Source organism: Planococcus sp. A6, assembly GCF_028823615.1.
In the GTDB taxonomy this organism is placed as follows: domain Bacteria; phylum Bacillota; class Bacilli; order Bacillales_A; family Planococcaceae; genus Planococcus.
Window position 1 is genome coordinate 1 of sequence record NZ_JAPEHT010000061.1, and the last position, 20341, is coordinate 20341.

A 20341-nucleotide genomic window follows, 5' to 3' on the forward strand; every position below is an offset into this window, starting at 1 on the left:
TTTATTAAATCGTCCACTAAATGGGGCTCAGTTCACTCATCACATTAGATGAAACAGGGAACGAACGGTTTTTTGATGTAATCAAATATGAAGCTATTGCTTAAACGAACATCCCAGCGATTGCTGCACTCAAAAGTGACGCAAGCATACCGGCTGCAATGGCACGCATGCCAAGGCGCGCGATTTCCGGGCGGCGGCTTGGCGCCATTGCCCCGAGCCCGCCGAGAAGGATGGCGAGTGAGCTGAAGTTAGCGAATCCACAAAGTGCGAAACTGACGATGATGACCGTTTTTGGAGACAAGTTCGCAATTTCCGGTGCAAAGGCCGTATAAGCGACAAATTCGTTCAAGACGAGCTTTTGCCCGATATAACTGCCCGCCTGTACTGCTTCTACCCATGGCACACCAATGGCGAATGCAAGCGGCGCGAAGATATAGCCAAGAATGCCTTGGATGGTGATGTTTTCAGCACCGAACCAGCCGCCGATGCCGCCAAGGACACCGTTTGCCAATGCGATAAGCGCGATGAACGCAAGTAACATCGCCCCGACGTTCAATGCCAGCTGAAGGCCGTCAGAAGCCCCGCGTGCAGCTGCATCGACGACGTTGACGGAACGATCGTCTTTTTCCATGACAAACTCTTTTTCTTCGATCTCTTCCTGTTCCGGAATCATGATTTTCGCCATGATCAAACCGGCAGGCGCCGCCATGAAGCTCGCAGCGAGCAAATACTCAAGTGGAACACCGAGAAGCGCATAGCCTGCAAGCGTAGAACCTGCAACCGATGCAAGGCCCCCGGTCATGACCGCGAACAATTCAGACTTGCTCATGTTTGGCAGGAACGGACGCACGACAAGCGGTGCTTCCGTCTGGCCGACGAAGATATTGGCGGCTGCCGAAATCGATTCCGCTTTACTCGTGCCGAGCAATTTTGACAAGGCCCCGCCAAGTAAACGGATGATCACTTGCATGATGTTCAAGTAATAAAGCACAGAAATTAAAGACGAGAAGAAAATGATGATCGTCAACACTTGGAAAGCGAAGACGAAACCGAATCCTTCTGTGTCCGCTGCAGGACCGAATACAAACGCGATCCCTTCACCAGCATAGTTGATGATGTTTTGGACGCCTTGCGACAATCCAAGCAAAGCTTGTCTGCCAAGTTCCCATTCCAGCACCATGAACGCAAATGTAATCTGTATGGCCAATCCGCCGAGAATCGTCCGCGGCTTGATGGATTTTTTTCCATCAGAGAACAAGAAGCGAACGACGATGATACCGAAGATGCCCCACAATAAATTCACAACTTCACCTCATTAAAAGTAGTTTTATCAGAAAATTGAACAAGTTTTTATCATTCATTGTCTGTCGTCAGACATCTTACCAAATCTAAAAGGAGAAGTAAATGCACATATTGTGACATCTTCCACTCATCCCTCGCCTTGCTCCTGGGCCTTTGGATTTTTCATAAAGAACGCCAAGACGATACCAATGGCACTTAATACCCCAGTCACCATAAATGAAATATTAACCCCGCGGATCAAGCCTTCCACGCCGTAGCGGCCTGGATCCAGCGCTGCACTGGTCATGATTGTCACCAGCAGCGCCGTGCCGATTGAGCCTGACACTTGGCGCATCGTATTGCTCATCGCCGTCCCGTGCGGAATGAGATGGTCCGGCAATTGATTGAGCCCTGCTGTCGTGACGGGCATCATCACGAGCGCGACGCCGAACATGCGGATCGCGTGCATGACAGTCAAATAAACGAAAGCCGTCTCGGCCGTCAGCATCGTGAACTGGAAGGTCGAACCGGTGACGATCGACAGCCCGGCAACCGCCAGCCATTTGCCGCCAACTTTGTCGAAAATACGGCCCGCAATCGGGTTCATAAGCCCCATGATAATAGCGCCCGGAAGCAGCATGAGCCCTGATTCAAGCGCGGTAAATCCGTGCATGTCCTGCATGTAGATCGGCAAGATCGTGGCACTGCCGATCATCGTAACGAAAACGATGATGCTGAGGATCGTCGACAATGTAAACAAGCCATATTTAAAGACGCGGAATTCCAGGATCGGCTGCTTGAGCCTCCCTTGCCGGCGGATAAAGAACCATAAAGCGACAGCCCCGACACCAATCGACGCGATGACTGACACGCTGCCCCAGCCGGCTGCCCCGGCACTCGAAAAGCCGTACAATAAGCCGCCGAACCCTAAGGTCGACAACATGATCGACAAGATATCGATTTTCGGGAAAGTCCGTTCCGTCACATTGCGCAGGAAGAAATACGCCAGCGCCAGATCGAGGAGCGCGATCGGAATGACGATGTAGAACAAAGATCGCCATGGGTATTGACCGACCAAATACCCCGATAAAGTCGGCCCGATTGCCGGCGCGAAGGAAATGATCAAACCGAACATGCCCATCGCCTGGCCACGTTTTTCAATCGGAAAGATGACGAATAACACTGTCTGGGCAAGCGGCATCATGATGCCGGCACCCGAGGCCTGGACAATGCGCCCCACCATCAAAGTCGCAAAGCCAGGCGCGAGCGCACAGATGATCGTCCCGGCGGCGAACAAGCCCATCGCGACAAAAAACAAATGGCGTGTCGTGTATTTATTGATTAAAAAAGCAGTAATCGGGATCATGACACCGTTGACGAGCATGAATACCGTCGTCAGCCATTGCGCCGTATTAGCGGTGATGTCCAGATCTTCCATAATATGCGGCAAAGCGGTGGCGAGCAGCGTCTGGTTGAGTATCGCCACAAACACGCCGGCCATCAATACCGCGAGCAGCGGCTTCCTATGCCGCGCTTCTAATTCCAATGTCCCCAAGCGCATCGCCCCCTTTTCTCAAAAATTGCCCTTTCTCTCCTGCTTACCCCATCAGGCAAGCTTTACTCTGCCCCGTGAAAAAACAAAAAGCCGCAAAGTCCGAAGACCCTGCAGCTTTCCATCAGGCGGATTGTTTCTTCTCTTTGCGCGCGATGACGATGCGATGGAATAGAAGATACAGCGCCGGAATCATGACCAATGTGAACAACCCGGAGAACGTAAGCCCCGCAATGATTGTCACGGCCAGTGGTTCAAACAAAGGGTCTCCGGAAAATGCGACCGGCAACAAGGCCACAATCGAAGTCAAAGACGTCAGCACGATCGGCTTGATGCGCGCATATCCGGATTCGATGATCGCTTCTTCGATGTTGAAATCCCCTGTCAGGCGGCGCGCTTCGACAAAGTCGATGAGCACGACCGCGTTCCGGACGACAATCCCCGTCAAGGAGACGATCCCCATGACGCCAAGGAAGCTGAGCGGCGTCTGCGTCAGGAACAAGCCGAGAATTGCGCCCGAGATGCCGAGATAGACGGCAATCAATACAAGGAACGGCAAGCCGAACGACTTGAACTGGAACGCGATAACCAGGTAAACCAGCAAGAGCACCACTAGGAACAAGATGCCAATTTCAGCAAAGAATGCTTCTTGATCGGAGTTCTCGCCGCCAGTGGATAGTTCATAGCCCGCTGGCAAATCAGCGCGTGCATTGTCGACGACATCGAGCATCTGTGCTTCGAAATCATCCGCTTCACCGAACGCACGGAGCGTGATGGCGCGGTCTCCTGATCTATGCGGAATCTGTGCAAGCGCCGTCGTTTCCTGTGCTGTCAATAGCTCGTCCAGCCCGATCAATTCAGGCGGTCCTGGCTGTGCAGCAGCAGGCGGCCCTGCTTCGCCTCCGGCTTCTGCTTCTTCGCCGCTTGCCGCTGAACTGGAAGCCGGCAAACTGAAGTCAGCAAGGTCGATCGGTTCGCCTTCTGTGATGCCTGCTTGCTTCAAGATGACATCGTAAGGTGTTTGCCCTTCATACAGTGTATAAAGCGGAACGCCTTGTGTCAGAAGCTGCAATTGATTGGTGACCGTCGACAAGGCAATGCCATTGTCTTCAAGCGCACCCTGCTCCGGCACATATTCAATCGCCGGCACGGCAGCCCCGAGGTTATCGGTCACGACTGTCGCACCGTTTGCGAGCATTTCTTCTTCCAGCGTGTCACGCAGCGCTGCAAGTTCATTGATATCTTCACCCGTTGCCGTTACTGTCACCGGTGCGCCGACTGGCGGCCCTTGAACAATCGTATCGAGGAAGATTTCTGCATCCGGGTAGCGTTCGCGAAGCTCCGGCTCCCATTTATCGATGAACGCGGAAGCGGAAGTCGCTTCACGGTCGATGCGGAACGCCACTTGGCCCGTATTGGCGCCTGTGTTGTCCATGGATGAAGCAAACAAGTTCGGCAAGCCTTCACCGGTGAAGACAGCTGTTTCATTCACATCGCCATCTTCCTGCGCCACTTCCTGTGTCACTTCACGGATGAACGCATCGGTTTCTTCGATGGTTGTGCCTTCGGCGAGACGTACGTTCATCGTCACTTCCTCACGGTCCGCTTCCGGGAAGAATTCAAACGGCGTGAACAAGGCGAGCGAAAGCAAAGCTGTCGCAATGACCAATCCGCCGATTCCCGTCAGCCAAGGGCGTTTCAAAACGCCTTTCAACACTTTTCCGGAATACACTTGTGCAAGCTTTTCAAGCGGCTTGCCAAGGAAGCCCGGCGTGTCGGAAATTTTGCGTTTTTTGCGTTTCGTACGCAAATACTGCATCATCGGCACGAGTGTAATCGACAGCACCGTCGAAGCCAAGATGGTTGTAATCAAAATACTCGGCAGCGCTTTGATGAATGCACCGTTTCCGCCTGATAACAATAACAGCGGTGAAAACGTAACGACAATCGCCAAACTGGACGACACAATCGACGGGTAGACTTCCCGAACACCGTTGATGGCCCCAGCCATTGCATTGTCGCCAAGCTTATAGCGTCGCTGGATATTATCGTTGACGACGATGCTGTCATCGACCAATATCCCGATGGCGATAATCAAGCCAATGACGGAAATCTGGTTCAAATCGACGCCGAGCGACGGAATTGGGATGAGCCCGATCAAGACGGAGGCGAGCACTGTGAGCGCTACGGCAAACGCTCCGTACAGCGTCAATCCTGCAGTGGTGACGACCAAGACTGCAAGCACCGCGATCAACAGTGAAATATAAAGCGAGCTGAAAATCTCATTGACGTTTTCAGCCTGTGACACATAGCGTTCAGCTGAGATGCCCGCAGGCAAGTCTTCATTGAAGCCTTCGATCACTTCGCTGACGCGGTCATCGACAGATGGCACATCCTGCCCTGTCTGTAAAAAGACGGTATAGGAAATTGCCGGCTTGCCTTCGAACGTGACGATGTCTTCCGCCGGAACTTCGGCCAATTCGACCGTCGCTACATCAGCAAGCGGAACCGCTGCTTGGCCGACTTGCAGTTCACGCAGTTTTTCGATGCCTTGGCTTTGCTGCACCGTCAAGACGAATTGCTGCTCGCCGTCGCTATGGGTTCCAAGGGATAGCGGCTGATTCGCTTGCTGCAAACTTTCAAGCACTTCGAATGGCTGCAATTGATTTTCTGCGAGCGCATCCCCATCGAGTTCGATGACAACCTGCTCGCCGTTCAATCCTTTAATTTGCGTACCGGCAACACCGGATACCGCTTCGACTTCATCCGACAAGTCCGCAAGCGGCCCTTCGAGTTCAGCAAGTTCCACTTGGTCTCCGTAGAACATATAGGAAACCAGCGGGAAAGTCAGGTCCAGCTTTTCAACACTGGTGTCCTGGGCTTGGTCCGGGAAACTGCCGGCTGCCCGCTGTGTCTGCTGCTGGATCGTATTGATCAAGCCCTCAGGTTCAACGCCGTCTTCGATTTCCAGTGTAATGATGGAAGCCGAATTCGCTGAAATGGAATTCATCGACGCGATGCCATCAATGCTCTGCAGCTGTCTTTCAATCGGGTTCGTGATGCTCGTTTCCACTTCTTCCGGCTCTGCGCCAGGCAAGATCGTGGAGACCAGTACGAGCCCCGGAGGCGTTTCGGGAATTTCACGCTGCGGCAGCGTCAGGAAAGTGTAAACCCCGACCAGCATGAGTATCAAAATCAAAAAAATGAACAATTTACTGCGTTCGAGTATGTACTGCATAAGGATTATCTCCCTCCGATTGTTGTATAACTATTGTATAACCAGCAAACAGAAAGCGCCAATTTAAACGCTCAAAAACCGGCCGAAATTTTCCGGCCGGTTCTCGGTTAAATTTTTTCAGGACGCCGCTGTTTCAAGAAATACGCTCCGATGAACATCAAAAGCGGCGGCAAGATGCTCAATTTGAACACCCAGCTGTCATCACCCATAAAGATGAGGCCCATCGGCAAAAGTGATGCAAGCCCTCCCCAAAACAACGCTTTCCACGATCTTTTCCAAACTCCGTACAATCCGAGCAGCAGTGCAGCAATCACCAGCGACCACAATAAGATCCCCATCAACAGGAAATCCATCTCCATGCGCCTCCGTTCGGTTTTATACTTTAGTTATACTCCTTTTTTTGATAAAAATCATTCATTTCCGATATTTTTCACACATTTTTATTATGTGGAATTACTAATAAAAAGCTTCCGCGGAATTCCCCGCAGAAGCTTCACAATACGATTTATAAGTTTTCGAAAAACAGCCGCAGCACGTCCGCGCCGCCGATGAATGTGCCGAGAGAACTGCCGAGATTGGTCAATACGATGACCAGCAAGACACGCGTCACCTTATTGTCCCAAAAGCCTTTAACCGTGAACACATCTTTCGACAAAGTGTCAAAATCGCCGACATTCGGGCGGCGGACAAAAGCTTGTGTCAGCCCTGAAAACCAGCCGGCCGCAACGAGCGGATTGAGCGAAGAAATCGGTGCGGCGACAAAAGCAGTGAGAATCGCCAGCGGATGGCCAAATGCGACCGCAGCCCCGATAGCGGCAAGCGTGCCGTTCCAAAGAATCCAGCTGATTGCCTGGTCAAAGCCCGCTGCCGGGTTTGCATAAAACGTATACGCAATGATCGACAAGATGAGCAGTGGAATGGCCCAGCCGATGATTTTCGGCCATTTCGATTTCTTCGGTACCTCGTTGAGCGCTTTCAAATCCTGCTCTTGATGGATTTCACGCGTGATGCCCGGGATGTGCGCGGCACCGAGTACTGCGACGACCTTGTTCCCGGGAGCTTCTTTGATTTTCTGCGCCAAATACTGGTCGCGTTCATCGATGAGCGGCTTTTTGATACGCGGGAATGCTTTCGTGAAATCGTCCATCACTGCGTTCAATGTATCTTGTTGCTTCATCTTCTCCAGTTCTTCTTCGGAAATCGATTCCTTGCTGAAGATGCTGAAGAACACGGACGAAATCAATTGGACCTTGCCCATCAAACCGATATTGCCCCAGATGCGTGAAAACGTCACTTGGATATTGCGGTCAGCAAGCACCAATTCCGCCCCAGTTTCTTCCGCCGAACGGATGCCCTGAATCATTTCCGAGCCGGGTTTGATGCCGAACTGGTCGGCCAAACGGTTTTGGAACGAAGAAATCGCCAAGTTCATCAATAGCAGGCTTGCCTTCTTGTCTTTGATGATCTTAAAAATATCGGTTTCTTTCCATTTCTTGTCCTGCATGACCGATTCATAGCGCTGGGCATCAAGTTCGATGCACACCGAATCCGGCTGTTCGCGCTCGACGACTTCTCTGACTTGCTCTGCGCTCAGTTTGGAGACATGCGCGGTGCCGATTAAAATCACTTGTTTGCCGCCCACTTCGAGACGGGTAATATTGTCTTCTGTCATTATCTCTTGTGTCATGAGTGTACTTCCTTCATAGAATAGGATTTCTTCTTCATTTTTCATTGCGATGAAAAAGACTGTCTATTCTTTATAATGAATCACCAAGCGCAAAATATCAATCTTTTCGAAAGCTTATAATTCCGGCGCGTTAAACGTATTGCCGCTATTCAAATCACCGGCGCGGAAGCCTTTGTAGAACCATTCCTTGCGCTGTTCGGAAGTGCCATGGGTAAAGCTTTCCGGAACGGCGTAGCCGCGCGTGCGCTTCTGGATCGTATCGTCGCCGACCGCGCTAGCCGCAGTCAAGGCTTCTTCCAGGTCGCCTTCTTCCAAATAGCCCATGCCTTGAGCATGATGCGCCCAGACGCCCGATAAATAATCTGCCTGCAATTCCAGGCGCACTTGCAATTGATTGTATTCGGTCTCGCTCAGCTGATTGCGCGCCTGCTGGACATCTCCAAGCACGCCAAGCAAGTTCTGCACGTGATGGCCGACTTCATGCGCGACGACATACGCCATCGCAAAGTCACCGGGTGCATTGAACTGACGCTCGAGTTCATCGTAAAAGCTCAAATCGATATACAGTTTGGAATCCGCCGGGCAATAAAACGGCCCCGTTGCAGAACCGGCCATGCCGCACGCTGACTGGACGCTTCCAGAAAACAGCACCAAAGTCGGCTCGACATATTCCATGCCTTCTTCAGCGAACACTTCCGCCCACACCTCTTCCGTATCCGCGAGGACAACCGATACGAAATCGGCCAGTTCTTCTTCCCGCTCACTTGCCACATATGGTTCCGAAGTAGAAGCTCCTCCGCCATCTCCGAGTATCGCTCCCGGGTCACCCCCGAGAAACGCGATCAACAGGACGATCAACAAGGCCACCGGCCCGCCGACACCGCGCCCTCTCCTGTCTTCTACATTCCTGCTGCCCGCTCGCCCTTTCCATTTCATAACCGAAACCCTCTTTCCGCATCCATTTTAATAAAGCCATACCCGTTTCATTAGAAACTTTAATCCCATCTCGGCAAGCGGTAGACCAAAAATCGTTCACGCGGATCTTCCGCCTCCACTGGAAGCTCAATATCGCTGATCAATTCAAAAGCAGTGCGCCGTTCGAGGAAATCGGTGTACTCAATCGCCGGATAAAATAAAATCACTTCGATTTCCCGCGGGTTCTCAACAGCAGAGGCCAAAATCCGATCCACCACAGTCATGAACACCGGATCGGAAAACGGATTGAAAAAATAAAACCAGCGGTCATCCGGCTGGATTTCATAATCCTGCGCGTAGCCATTGATGAACTTGATGTCCGCCTTCCCCTTAAAGCGCTTTAAATTCCGCAGCGAGGCCTCGTGAAGCGACGGATCGACTTCCACTCCTGCAGACGCTGTCCCGAATACATGATGCGCAAAGAAATTCAAGCGCCCTTTGCCGCTCCCGAAATCGACCAGCCTGCCGCTGCCCTTCAGCGGATGCGCCTTGAACAATCTATCCAGCCACGCATAGGGAGTCACTTCGAACCGGTGCTCATGCATCGAGGCATTAAAGCCCATCTGCTCGCCACCCGTTTGGATATTCAATTGCCGGTCCATTTGATGATCGTCCATTTAATTGCCTCCTTTGATCTATTGAGAGCAGTTCAAGCTGCAGCTTTGTATTCCCACATTTTGCAAAATAAAAAACGATTTTTCTCTTGCCATTCCCATTTCTTTCTGTTATATTACAGCTAATTCAATAATTTCTTGCTTCCTTAGTGGAGCGAGGATAGAGGCGCAAAAACCATCAGTACGCAATCCGAGGAGTATGAGCTCTTAGGACGATTGCCGAAAGGGGGATTTGCCGAAGCGGCAGGATGCTCATATTCCTGTGCGCTGGTTCTGCACTGAAGAAGTGCCGGACTGTCATATAGGAAACTATATGGAGGGCTATCTGACGAACAGGAACGATTGGTAAACATTGTTTCTAACGGCAGCAACGGGCCCCCGTTGCTGCCTTTTTGTTTACTCCGGACCGGCCCCCACCTCTAACTTTTGAAAAAAACTTAGAAAAGGGTGTGTTCTCTATGAAATTCGGTCAAGTGATCACTGCGATGGCAACGCCATTCGACTCAGACGGTGAAATCGATTTTCAGGCAACAACAAATCTCGTGGAATATCTAATCAATAACGGTTCGGACGGCATCGTTGTCGCCGGGACGACCGGTGAGTCGCCGACTTTGTCGACAGATGAAAAAGTGGCGCTGTTCGTCCATGTCGTCACCGTGGCAGACGGGCGCGCGAAAATCATCGCAGGCACCGGCTCGAACAACACGCGCGCATCGGTCGCCTTGACCCAGCAAGCAGAGCAAGCAGGCGTCGACGGCATCATGCTCGTCACTCCTTACTATAACAAACCCTCACAAGAAGGCATGTACCGTCATTTTGAAGCGATCGCAAACGCGACGGCGCTTCCGGTCATGCTCTATAACATCCCGGGCCGCAGTGTCGTCAATCTATCGGTCGATACGATCGTCCGCCTGTCGCTTATAGACAATATTACCTGCGTGAAAGAAGCAAGCGGAGATTTGGACGCCGCTTCTGAAATCATCGAACGCACAAGCAGTGACTTTGCCGTCTACAGCGGCGACGACAGCCTGACTTTGCCGATGCTTTCTGTCGGCGGAACAGGCATCGTCTCGGTCGCATCGCATATCATCGGCAATGACATGCAGGAGATGATCAAATTGTTCCGCACAGGCGATACAGCTGGAGCCGCCGCGCTTCACCGCAAATTGCTGCCGACGATGAAAGCGTTGTTCGCAGCACCTAGCCCAAGCCCGGTTAAAGCGGCACTCAACTTATCTGGCGTACCGGTCGGTGGCGTGCGCTTGCCGATGCTCGCGTTAACAGAAGAAGAAACCGCCACGTTGCAGCAATTCCTGCCTTCCGCTAAACAGGACGCGGTCACCAATTAATAAAAGCTTCGCAGATCCGTTTCAGGGTCTGCGAAGCTTTTTTCAGTTATAGACGTTTTCCAAGGCGCGCTTCAAGCTGCCCCCGATGTTCAATGTCCGCACATCCACGCCGAGTGTCGTCAAGGATTGCGCCGTTTCCGGCCGGATTCCCGTCAACACCGCTTCGACGCCGATCAGCCCGAGCGATTGGATGATTTTGATGACTTGTTCGGCCACCATTGTATCAACACGGATTACTCCAGACAAATCAATGATCAAGGTGCTGATTTTCAATTCACTTGCCGATAAGAGCGTGCGCTCCAAAATATAATGCGCACGGTCGATTTCGATGCTGCCGACAAGCGGCAAGATAGCAACCGAATCACTGATTGGAACGACAGGCGCCGACAATTCCAGAAACTCCTGGCGTGCTGTCGCGAGATTGCGTTGATAGGAAGTCGTATACGCATACGTATAGGAATATGTCGCATGGTCCAGAAGTGCATGCAATAATTCCGCCGCATCATACGTTATTTCCGGGGAAATATCCAGGCGCCGCCCTTCGCTTTTGATCAATGTCGCAATATGCTTCCGGTAAAGCGCCGTTTCAGCGAGCGCTACATCCAAAGTCATGCCATGTTCCAGGAAAAAGTTTCCCGTAGAAGTTCCCCACTCTGCCATATCCGCCATGATTTTTTCCTGCCAACAGCTGTTTTGCATCGATCTGCCGAGAAGCTCAATGAAGCGAACACGCTCTTCCAATACTAGTACTGAAAACTCCTTGTTGTGCTCCAGCATTTCTTTCGGCAAATCCGCATGTCGTTCCTCCTGAATCAAACCTGCAATCATGTATTTTTCTTCTTTCACTCGTTTACCGAATAACGCCATCTCTTTGTCCATTGGTACCTCCGTCAATTGCTGCATTCTTCATTTCTTGCAATGAATTCATTATACCTAATTTTTTATACAAGAAATAGCTTTTTGCTTTTACTAAGAAAAAAATGCCCGCCGGATGGCAGGCATTTTTTGATGTTATTTTGCGAACAATTTTTTCAATGTTTCAGAAGAAACGGCTTTCTCTCCACCAAGGATATAGTGGAAAGTATCCGGTGTCGAATAATCTTGAATTTGTTGTTTAGACGCCGCTGTAGGGGTTGGGGCAGTCAATACAAGCGGATCTGGATAAAGTGAAGCGAGTGCGCTTCCTGATAATGCATCCGGGAAATTGGTACCCGTCGCGATATAGATTTCAGCTGTTTCATCGAACAACTCATTTTCATACATGAAATCATTGATCGCTTTGTTTGTGTCGTAACGGCTGACACCTGCAAGGCGCATCGGTTCTTCCGTGAACAATGCTTCCACTGAAGGAGCAACTGCTTTTTCGCCGCCGATGATGAACGGGAATTCTGGCTGATTCGCTTTAATATAGTCCGCAACTACCGCTGGGACGGTGCCGGAAGCGGGTACTAACAGAATCGGTTCTTCAATATAACCTGCTACTGGGGAGATTGACAAAGAATCGGCAAAGGTTGCACCAGTCGTAACGAATAAAGAGTCATCCATTCCTAATTCTTCAGCAATTTTCACTGCAGTTTCGTAACGGCTCTTACCACTGATGCGATCTACTGTAATGTCGAGCTTCGCGATTTCATTTTCGACTTTTTCAGAGACTGCTCCAGTACCGCCGATTAAAATAACGTTTTTCGCGCCCAAGCGCTTGAGCTCATCTGCAAAGCCTGCAGGCAAAGAATCTTTTTTCGTCAAAAGAAGTGGAGCTAAATGAAAAGATGCAAGCGGTGTTGCAGCCAAAGCATCCGGGAAGTCAGCGCCCGTTGCAACGACAACCGTTTCCGCGTCTCCATCTTCCCACCCTGTCCATGAAACTTCTAGGCTTGTCTGATAGCGATCGCTGCCAAAAATGCGGTCGGAGTTGTCTTCTCAATACTTTGCCGTAAATCATCGTTAATCATTTCCCCATTCTGTAATGTATTCATTTCTTTTCCAATTATATGATATTTTACAAACATTACAATAGGGTTACGAAAATATTTTTCGGTGGGCACAAATGCCTTTTCCCACGCGGATGAAGAAGTAGTAATTTCTTAACTTCCTATATTCTTCTTTCATTTATAAGCTTCTTGTCCTTCATTTTCATCCGAGTCGTCAAGCCATGCCCAAGGTTTACGACGCTTTGCTTTCCGGGTACATAAGCCATAACGCAGACACGGCAAAACATTGACCTTACAGGAGGATGCTATCATGCAAAAACACGGCCATAAACTGATCGGCACATTCGATGTGCAGGCGGAAGTGATTCATGAGATCGGCGAATTGAAAGCACAGGGATACAAAGAAGAGGATATGTACGTCGTCGCTTTGAACGGCCAGCAATTGCAGATGGTACAAGGGCAGACGGATGTGCATTTAAATACGGATGAGGGCGACTTCATGGACAAGTTCAAATCGTTCGTTTCTGGGGAAGACCCGATAAAAGATGCGCTCACACAAATGGGCCTTTCTAATTCCGAAGCGGACGAGTATTACAAACAAATCCAAAGCGGCAAGATTTTGCTTTACATCGACAGCGAATACGGCATGAACTACCAGAACTTGGATGCTGCCGCAGCCAGCTTATCGAGCAATGGGCACGCACAGGAAAATCGCCCCAAAACCGAAACGCCCGATTTGAGCGACGAACAGCAGATGAAGCTTCATGAAGAACGCTTGGCGGTCGATAAGAAATGGGTCGAATCCGGAAGTGTCGATATCCATAAAAATACGGTCGAAGAACGACAGACATTGGATGTTCCGTATGAACGGGAAGAAGTCGAAGTCGAACGCCGCCCAGTCAATCAGGAACTGTCGGATTATGAAGCAAGCGGCCGCTCCGCCGAGACTTACGAAAAAGACGGCCTTTGGCACATCCCCGTCATTGAAGAACGCTTGGAAGTGCGCAAAGTAAAATACGTCAGCGAAGAAGTCATCGTCCATAAACGCAAAGTCCAGGAGACAAAGCATATCAGCGAAACGGTGCAGCGCGAGACGGTCGATATCGATGAAAACAACTACGATTCCGGATTTCGGAATCGTCTTTTTTCACTGGATTAATGCTTAGCCGGGTTCGGCTTTTGGCCTTTTCCTTTTTGCAGCACTTTCAAGCCTTGCGACATATCTGATGCCAACACGTAATTACGGTCGACGAACACGCCCCATACATCGGCCTGTTCCGGCACGTATTGGCCGATCTGCTCAGGATTGCTCGGGTCCGTGATGTCCACCATGTAGACGCCCCCTGCATAATGGCTCAAGTACAGTGTATTGCCGTGAACTTTCGGGTCATGCACAGTATTGGCGAATGTCGGGCCGTCTTCCACTTTTTCCGTCAAATCCGTTTTGAATTCGCTCAGCAGTTTCGGGTTCGCTTTATCTTTAATGTCGAAGATTCGCGTATAGCCATAAGATTCTTCATAGCCTGCTCTGACAGGCGTCGACACTTCGCGCGTTTCGATCAGGACATTTCCGCCTTTCGCAAGAGCTGCGGAATGGGCGGCTCCCTGCTGTTCCGAAGAATAATCAGTACGGCCGACATACACCGGGTTCTCCGGATCCTGGATATCGAAAATCACAGTGCCGAGGTCCCACATCGAGACGTAAGCGTATTGTGCGTTATGGTCGGTAATGACACTATGGTTGAAGACAGCGCGTGTTTTGCCGTCCGGCGCGTTCCAATTATAGCCATTGAACGAGTCAGGCACTTCCGGAAGGCTGCGCGGGTCGAACTGCCACAGTGTTTCGGGATTCGCCGGGTCGGAAACATCGACGATCTGGAAATCGTGTTCTTCGCCGTCGCTGTAGATATCAGCATACGGATTCGAGGCAAAGACCAGTGCGCGGTCGCCTTGCATCGTCAAATACAATTCATGCGTTCCGCGTGTATCCGCATAGGTCTCCCAATAGCCCAGCTTTTTCGGTGCGTGTGGATCGGTTACGTCATATAGCAGGAAACCTCCCGCCGTATCCGCATGGCGGTCTCTTTGCTGCACGCTGACCACTGCCAGATCGCCTTTGAAATCAGCCGTGTTCACGCTTTTGACGATGACTTTCTCCTGCCAAGTTCCGGCTACATCATCATGGCCGAAAACCGACACTTCTTTCGGATTGGACGGATCTTTCAAGTCAAAGACGCGGACCCCGCCGTTGCCGCCATTTGCCGTATGTGTTCCGAGATATGCAAATCCTTTATGCGCGTAGACGTCGGCCGTGTTATTTTGGACGCCTGCCAATTCCTTGATCTGCACAGCTGCTGACTCAGTCAAATTTGAGACATTTTTCGACCCCGACATGCTGGCGTCGCTTAAATTCAGCATTTCTTCATTGGAAAAAACGGCACGCTCCCCTTTCGACAAATCACTGCCATCCAGTGCATCATGTGCCATGCTAGACGGCGCAAATGAGAAGACGAGAGCAGAAGCCAAAGCTACATTTAAAAACGGTTTATGAATTTTCAATAGAATCCCTCCAAGGTTTAGTTCGCTAGTCGAATAAAGTATAGAGGTCATTTGAGAGCGATACAATAGCATAAGGCAAAATTTTCTAAATATTACAAAAGATAAATATATGGTCATACTCGCTTCTGTGTTTCCATGCCTAGTTTCTTCCAGCCAATTTTTGCTTTTGACAGCTTTATGAGCCAATTGTTTTAGTTTTCCTGAAAGCCTTAAAGGAGTCTTCTATCAATCTCGACATGCAAAAAAAGAGCCGACGCACAAAGGCGGCGACTCTCTTATTTGTTCAGTATTGAGGATTAGAATGCAGCAAACAGGACCAGTGTCAATAGAGCAATGATGACAACTGCGAACAGTACAGACGGGATCACCACTACAAAAAATCCCTTCCATGCTGAAAATCGCTGCGCTTCCCCGACTGCTTTGCACTGGATGACGAATGTCCAAATGCCGACGATGATCACGGCTGCCAGCAGCAGTAAACCGATGACTAAGCCAAGCCCTGTGTCAGGTTCTGACATGGCGGGGTCGATTTCTGTATAGAAGGTCGAAGGGGATGTGAGCAGCCAAATCAGCCACATCGGCAATAGCCAAATTTGCGGAATGCTCGAAGTGACGACTGCACGGAACATTTCCGAATATGTTCCGACACCGCCGAACAATTTGCCCAATAGCTTATAAATACCGGAGATGATGGCGATGCCAGCGATGGCAGAAAGCGGCCCGAGCAGTAAGGCGCCAAAAATCACACCTATAGCAGGGAACATTTCCTCTCCGCCGGAAGCTCCGGAAAGCGCGCCCGCAAATCCAACCAACACCAATAGCAAAACGATAAAGCTGGTGGGTTTTTCTTCGATGACGTAGCGCACCGTTTCGCGCGGGCGCGTCCAGATGGCTGTAAATGGATTCAGTTCAGCATATGCAGTCGGCTCATTCATTGAGCAGCCCGCCTTTTTTTCCTTTTTCTGTATGCTTCATCAGTAATTCCCCCTTTTATTTCCATCTAATCACATTCTCCTACACTTGTAAATGACTGGAAGAAGAGAAGCTTGCTGATGGGCATTAAAAAAAGCTTAAGCAGCTGCTGCCTAAGCTTTCGGATTGCCGTCTTCTGGTTCTTTCGTTGCCTGTTCAGTTTCGTGCAATGCTCCGCTATGAGGTGCTTCAGGCGGTGTTTTTTCTAAATTCATCTTGATGAATCTTGCCGAACGCTTCTCCAGCATCTTCGGCGCAATCCGCGTCAATAAACGCACGCTCTTCATTTTCCGCCCGACTTCGACGACTTCTTTCGGTTCATCGATCAAGTCGATGATGATTTTGACCGCCTGCATCGGATCGTTCATCGGTTTCATGTCGACCACATGGCCCGAGTAATTTCCGGCGTGTTCGAACCACGGAGTATCGGTCGCCCACGGGAGCACGGAACAGACGTGGATGTCGTGATATCCTTCGAGTTTCATTTCTTCATTGAGTGCAGAGCTGAAACCGAGGACGGCGTGCTTGCTAGCGCTATAGCCGGTGAAATAAGGAAATGCCACATCGCTCGCCACAGAGCCGATATTGATCAAAGTGCCGCTGCCGATTTCCTTGAAATGCCGAAGCGCAAAATGGCTGCCGTTGACGGTTCCTTTGACATTCACTTCCACCATGCGTGCAAGGTCTTCAAGCGGGATATCCGTGAACGGGCCGATTACGCCAACGCCCGCATTATTGATCCACACATCAATTTTTCCGAAGCTGGTCAAGGCTTCCTCGAATAGCCACGCGACGTCCGCTTCACGGCTGACATCCATCGTCACGGCAATGGCGTTCGGCCCGAGTTCACTCGCCAGTGCTTCAATTAAACCGGTGCTTCTCGCCGCCAGCACCAGATTCGCGCCGTCTTTCGCCAATTGCCGTGCCACTTCTTTGCCGAGCCCGCTGGAGGCGCCGGTGATGACGATCGTTTTGCCGCGCCGTGATTTTTCCTGTGCCATGCCGCCTCCCCCTTTCTTCACTGTTCTTCTTGTTGTTCAAAGCGTTCCCGCAAATCTCCTGACACCGCACTTCCTTCTTCGACCGGCTCGTGTAAGCTGCCGGAAGTCAATTCCGCTGCTGGTGCTGATTCGATCATATCCTTGAGTTCCTGGCCGCTGAGCCCTTTTGCAAATGCTGGGATAAACTGTCCGAAAATGGCTGCCGCTTTTCCCTTGCCGCCGACTTCCAAAGTCTTTTTCGGTTCATCGATCAAACCAAGGATGGCATCGATCACTTTAGCCGGATCATCCGGCGGCCCAACGAGGATTTCATGACCTGAATAATTAGCCGCATGCTCTGTCCACGGGGTATCGGTGACCCATGGATCGATCGAACAGATATGGACATCCGGGTAGTCTTCGAGCCGGAACTCTTCATACAAGCCGTTCGACAATCCGCTGACGCCGAATTTACTGCCGGTATAGGCAGCTCCATAAGGCATCGGAATCTTGCTCGCAAATGAGGAAACATTGATCAAGATACCAGCCTGCTGTTCTTTGAAGCGGCGCAGTGCAAAATGACTGCCATAAATGGTGCCAAGCAAATTCACTTCCACTGTCCGGTTCAAATCGCGCAGCGGCGTATCGATAAACGGCCCGTAGACCCCGATTCCTGCGTTATTGATCCACACATCAATGCGCCCGAAATTATTCACCGCCGCCCTGTGCAAACTTTCCACATCCCTGGCCTTGCTGACATCGGCCGTCACCGGAATGACCAATGGCCCGAGCGAATCCGCGAGCTCTTCGATCAGCCGTGTCCTACGGGCAGCAATGACCAATTTCGCTTGTTGACCGGCCAAACGTTCCGCCAGCCCACGGCCAATTCCGCTTGACGCTCCTGTAATGACCACCACTTTGCCTTGATTCGACTGCTTTGCCCCCACAGCGCTCGCCTCCTTCTTAAAAAAGCACAGAATTTTGTATTTATTTACCCCTTTTAAACATATAGAAAACGCTTCAAGACGCCAATTGATAAGAACAGTTCTAAAGGTTTATTTATTGTCCTCCCACCCGATCCATACACCTACGTTAGATGAGGGTTATCGGGATTTTCTCCATAGAAAAGAGCGGCACCCGTATAAGTGCCGCTCTTGATAAATATCCTATATAGACGCCGAAATACTTTTAAGCTTCTGGATCGATCGCTGCGCTCAGGACGATTTCGCCCTGTGGCATCGTATTTCCGCGATTCGGCTCCAATGTCACTGCGATCGTATCCCATCCTTCGGTATTTTCATCGAGACTGAAGAATACCGCGCCTTCGTTTTCCTGGCTCGGCGTGAACGCACCAGTCGGAATCGGCTGGCCATCTTTCAACAGCCATACTTGGTAGACTTGGTCTCCGCTCGTCGGTTCCAGCTGATTTGCCTGCACCAAGAGATTCAATGCCCCTTCTTCATGGACCAAGGCAGCTGTTCCTGTTCCTTCAAATGCTTCGCTTGCCTGCAAATCCACTGTTTCAAAAGCGACTTCAGGTGCTGCTGGAGCGTCGGGCTGATCGCTTAGTTCGTAAAACGCGTAGGCGTTTCCGAGCAGCGAGACGAGCAATGCTGCCGCGACGAGCGGTGTCCACTTTGATGTTCTGAACCCGCGCTTTGCCATGGTGGCAGGAGGCGCCGGGCTGTCGCGTTTTGTCCGCTCTTCTGCCAAAGACGCCGGGTGCTCCTCTTCGTCGAAGACCGCGTCCAAAATACGCGACTTCATACCTGTATTCGGTTCTACCGGATCTGCAAGATAAGGGAGTTCGCCTGTCGCATCAACGATTTCACGACATTCCGGACACTCCGCTAAATGTGCTTCAAACTGCTTTTGCTCTTGTTCATTCAAAGTACCATTCAAATAATCGATCAATTGGTCACAATTCACGTTTGTCATCCAGAACTCCCCCTTCCTGCACCATTTGCAAGGATGTTTTCAATTTCTTCAATGCCAAGCGTATCCTGCTCTTGACGGTACCGAGCGGAATGCCGCATTTTTCTGCGATCGTTTCATGCGTATAACCTTTGAAATAAAATAGATGTACCATTTTCTGCTGTTCCTCCGATAAATGCCGGACGGCTTGATGGATCTGTTCGCTCTTCTCTTGCCATTCGGCCGTTTCTTCAACCGAAGAGTCGGTGCTTTCCACTTCCGCGATTTCATCCAATGGAACGGAAGGTTTTTTCTGTTTGCGGATCAAATCCACTGCCGCATTGCGCGACATCGTCACCAGCCAGGCAACAAACTTTCCTTTGCTCTCATCGTAACTGCCGACTCCCCGCCACACTTTGACGAATACTTCCTGCAGCGCTTCCTCTGCCAAATCACGGTCTCCCGTCATTTTGCATAGATAGGAAAATAACATTTTTTCGTAGCGGTCGTACAATTCCTCGAGCGCATCCTTATCTTTTCCCCTGACGCGCTCGTATAACAATGCGTCTGAAATTTTTTCCATGCCGTTTCCCCTTTGTTACAGATTTCGTATACCTAGCTTACTATATTCCGCGGCATTTAGCTTAATTGACTCTGTTTTGCTTGTTATCTATTCAACGCAGAACAAGCGTGATTAGTTCACTTTTCCTTTATTTTTATTCCAATTAACGAATCGGCCGATTGCGCAAACGGCTGGTTTTGCACCTGTCACATTTTTTCAAAAACACCTATATAGAAGTGATCTAAACAGCCGGATTCCACGTTATATCTATATAAGCGTTATACTAATGAAAGCGATGCAGTTAAGTGATTCAGACTTTCTGACACGCAACTGACTGAAATTACTTATGAATGAAGCAATCAATTATCGGACCACGAAAGGTGGATGTGCAGATGAGACAATATTTAATCATGGGATTGGCCACAGCACTTTGTATCACCTTATTTTTCATTTTAGATCCACTGAATGGAAATAATCCCGCAAAACCCGAAACCAAACAACAGGAGACCGCGCAGACCGCAGCCAAACCGGCAGAACAAAAAACGCCGAGTGAGCGCCTCGATACGCAGTACAAGGATAAGATCGCTGAATTTCCGGTGCGCCCGGCACAGCAAGAAAAGCTGGCTGAACTGCGCCAAGAACGGATGGACAATCTTCAAGGCATGAAGCCTACACGCATTTCGATTCCTTCCATAGGCATCGATGCCGCGATTGAAGAAACCGGCGT

At 50.3% G+C, this 20341-nt stretch carries 17 protein-coding genes, 1 pseudogene and 1 riboswitch; of the genes and pseudogenes, 3 read left to right on the forward strand and 15 right to left on the reverse strand.

What is annotated here, in order from left to right; translation table 11 throughout:
- Window positions 1-100 precede the first annotated feature (100 nt).
- From ON064_RS10465 to ON064_RS10495, 7 genes are all read right to left on the reverse strand, one after another.
- On the reverse strand, window positions 101-1303 hold the full coding sequence (locus tag ON064_RS10465) for a NupC/NupG family nucleoside CNT transporter (RefSeq protein WP_274624717.1): 1203 nt from the start codon (window positions 1301-1303) through the stop codon (window positions 101-103).
- Window positions 1304-1429: 126 nt separating this feature from the next.
- On the reverse strand, window positions 1430-2782 hold the full coding sequence (locus tag ON064_RS10470) for a DHA2 family efflux MFS transporter permease subunit (RefSeq protein ID WP_407951608.1): 1353 nt from the start codon (window positions 2780-2782) through the stop codon (window positions 1430-1432).
- A gap of 175 nt (window positions 2783-2957) precedes the next feature.
- On the reverse strand, window positions 2958-6071 hold the full coding sequence (locus ON064_RS10475) for an efflux RND transporter permease subunit (RefSeq protein ID WP_274624719.1): 3114 nt from the start codon (window positions 6069-6071) through the stop codon (window positions 2958-2960).
- 107 nt (window positions 6072-6178) lie between these two features.
- On the reverse strand, window positions 6179-6424 hold the full coding sequence (locus ON064_RS10480) for a hypothetical protein (protein WP_274624720.1): 246 nt from the start codon (window positions 6422-6424) through the stop codon (window positions 6179-6181).
- A gap of 152 nt (window positions 6425-6576) precedes the next feature.
- Window positions 6577-7743: a TraB/GumN family protein gene (locus ON064_RS10485; protein ID WP_274624731.1), complete on the reverse strand. Its 1167-nt coding sequence runs from the start codon at window positions 7741-7743 to the stop codon at window positions 6577-6579.
- Between the two features lie 129 nt (window positions 7744-7872).
- The gene (gene ypfJ / locus ON064_RS10490) at window positions 7873-8694 is read right to left on the reverse strand and encodes a KPN_02809 family neutral zinc metallopeptidase (protein WP_274624721.1); all 822 of its coding nucleotides are present in this window, start codon (window positions 8692-8694) and stop codon (window positions 7873-7875) included.
- Window positions 8695-8753: 59 nt separating this feature from the next.
- Window positions 8754-9350: a phage minor tail protein L gene (locus ON064_RS10495; protein WP_274624722.1), complete on the reverse strand. Its 597-nt coding sequence runs from the start codon at window positions 9348-9350 to the stop codon at window positions 8754-8756.
- 150 nt (window positions 9351-9500) lie between these two features.
- Window positions 9501-9679, forward strand: a riboswitch (Lysine riboswitch).
- A gap of 126 nt (window positions 9680-9805) precedes the next feature.
- Here ON064_RS10495 and dapA point away from each other — a divergent pair.
- On the forward strand, window positions 9806-10696 hold the full coding sequence (gene dapA / locus ON064_RS10500; RefSeq protein WP_274624723.1) for a 4-hydroxy-tetrahydrodipicolinate synthase: 891 nt from the start codon (window positions 9806-9808) through the stop codon (window positions 10694-10696).
- Between the two features lie 42 nt (window positions 10697-10738).
- Here the strand turns inward: dapA and ON064_RS10505 are convergent, their stop codons facing one another.
- Window positions 10739-11575 carry an STAS domain-containing protein gene (locus tag ON064_RS10505; protein ID WP_274624724.1) on the reverse strand — a complete coding sequence of 279 codons (837 nt, stop codon included), beginning with the start codon at window positions 11573-11575 and terminating at the stop codon, window positions 10739-10741.
- Window positions 11576-11707: 132 nt separating this feature from the next.
- Complete coding sequence (locus ON064_RS10510; protein ID WP_274624732.1) at window positions 11708-12598, reverse strand: cell wall-binding repeat-containing protein; 891 nt, start codon at window positions 12596-12598, stop codon at window positions 11708-11710.
- Between the two features lie 339 nt (window positions 12599-12937).
- Between ON064_RS10510 and ON064_RS10515 the strand changes: the two genes are divergently transcribed.
- Window positions 12938-13786 (forward strand): DUF2382 domain-containing protein, encoded by an 849-nt coding sequence (locus ON064_RS10515; protein WP_274624725.1) that lies wholly within the window; start codon window positions 12938-12940, stop codon window positions 13784-13786.
- Here the strand turns inward: ON064_RS10515 and ON064_RS10520 are convergent.
- The 6 genes from ON064_RS10520 to ON064_RS10545 form a co-directional block, all read right to left on the reverse strand.
- On the reverse strand, window positions 13783-15186 hold the full coding sequence (locus tag ON064_RS10520; protein ID WP_274624726.1) for an LVIVD repeat-containing protein: 1404 nt from the start codon (window positions 15184-15186) through the stop codon (window positions 13783-13785). The two genes, ON064_RS10515 and ON064_RS10520, sit on opposite strands and share 4 nt — an antisense overlap.
- A 296-nt stretch (window positions 15187-15482) precedes the next feature.
- Window positions 15483-16121: a Yip1 family protein gene (locus ON064_RS10525; protein WP_274624727.1), complete on the reverse strand. Its 639-nt coding sequence runs from the start codon at window positions 16119-16121 to the stop codon at window positions 15483-15485.
- Window positions 16122-16271: 150 nt separating this feature from the next.
- Window positions 16272-17159: an SDR family NAD(P)-dependent oxidoreductase gene (locus ON064_RS10530; RefSeq protein ID WP_274624728.1), complete on the reverse strand. Its 888-nt coding sequence runs from the start codon at window positions 17157-17159 to the stop codon at window positions 16272-16274.
- Between the two features lie 17 nt (window positions 17160-17176).
- The gene (locus ON064_RS10535) at window positions 17177-18085 is read right to left on the reverse strand and encodes an SDR family NAD(P)-dependent oxidoreductase (protein WP_274624729.1); all 909 of its coding nucleotides are present in this window, start codon (window positions 18083-18085) and stop codon (window positions 17177-17179) included.
- Between the two features lie 241 nt (window positions 18086-18326).
- Entirely contained in the window at window positions 18327-19076 is a 750-nt protein-coding gene (locus tag ON064_RS10540) for an anti-sigma factor (protein ID WP_274624730.1), read from the reverse strand.
- A complete protein-coding gene (locus ON064_RS10545) occupies window positions 19057-19635 on the reverse strand; it encodes an RNA polymerase sigma factor (RefSeq protein WP_121298858.1) in 579 nt (192 codons plus the stop codon). Before ON064_RS10545 ends, ON064_RS10540 begins: the two co-directional genes overlap by 20 nt.
- 371 nt (window positions 19636-20006) lie before the next feature.
- On the opposite strand from ON064_RS10545, the pseudogene ON064_RS10550 reads away from it, so the two are divergent.
- A pseudogene (locus ON064_RS10550) lies at window positions 20007-20341 on the forward strand (class F sortase); the annotation flags it as partial.

What these genes read in the sequence shown, in the direction of transcription:
- ON064_RS10515 (WP_274624725.1), top strand. Translation starts at nt 12,938, where the DNA reads ATGCAAAAACACGGCCATAAACTGATCGGCACATTCGATGTGCAGGCG.
- ON064_RS10540 (WP_274624730.1), bottom strand. Translation starts at nt 19,076, where the DNA reads ATGACAAACGTGAATTGTGACCAATTGATCGATTATTTGAATGGTACT.
- ON064_RS10525 (WP_274624727.1), bottom strand. Translation starts at nt 16,121, where the DNA reads ATGAATGAGCCGACTGCATATGCTGAACTGAATCCATTTACAGCCATC.
- ON064_RS10480 (WP_274624720.1), bottom strand. Translation starts at nt 6,424, where the DNA reads ATGGATTTCCTGTTGATGGGGATCTTATTGTGGTCGCTGGTGATTGCT.
- dapA (WP_274624723.1), top strand. Translation starts at nt 9,806, where the DNA reads ATGAAATTCGGTCAAGTGATCACTGCGATGGCAACGCCATTCGACTCA.
- ON064_RS10470 (WP_407951608.1), bottom strand. Translation starts at nt 2,782, where the DNA reads ATGGCCGGCGTGTTTGTGGCGATACTCAACCAGACGCTGCTCGCCACC.
- ON064_RS10475 (WP_274624719.1), bottom strand. Translation starts at nt 6,071, where the DNA reads ATGCAGTACATACTCGAACGCAGTAAATTGTTCATTTTTTTGATTTTG.
- ON064_RS10505 (WP_274624724.1), bottom strand. Translation starts at nt 11,575, where the DNA reads ATGGACAAAGAGATGGCGTTATTCGGTAAACGAGTGAAAGAAGAAAAA.
- ypfJ (WP_274624721.1), bottom strand. Translation starts at nt 8,694, where the DNA reads ATGAAATGGAAAGGGCGAGCGGGCAGCAGGAATGTAGAAGACAGGAGA.
- ON064_RS10485 (WP_274624731.1), bottom strand. Translation starts at nt 7,743, where the DNA reads ATGACAGAAGACAATATTACCCGTCTCGAAGTGGGCGGCAAACAAGTG.
- ON064_RS10495 (WP_274624722.1), bottom strand. Translation starts at nt 9,350, where the DNA reads ATGGACGATCATCAAATGGACCGGCAATTGAATATCCAAACGGGTGGC.
- ON064_RS10530 (WP_274624728.1), bottom strand. Translation starts at nt 17,159, where the DNA reads ATGGCACAGGAAAAATCACGGCGCGGCAAAACGATCGTCATCACCGGC.
- ON064_RS10545 (WP_121298858.1), bottom strand. Translation starts at nt 19,635, where the DNA reads ATGGAAAAAATTTCAGACGCATTGTTATACGAGCGCGTCAGGGGAAAA.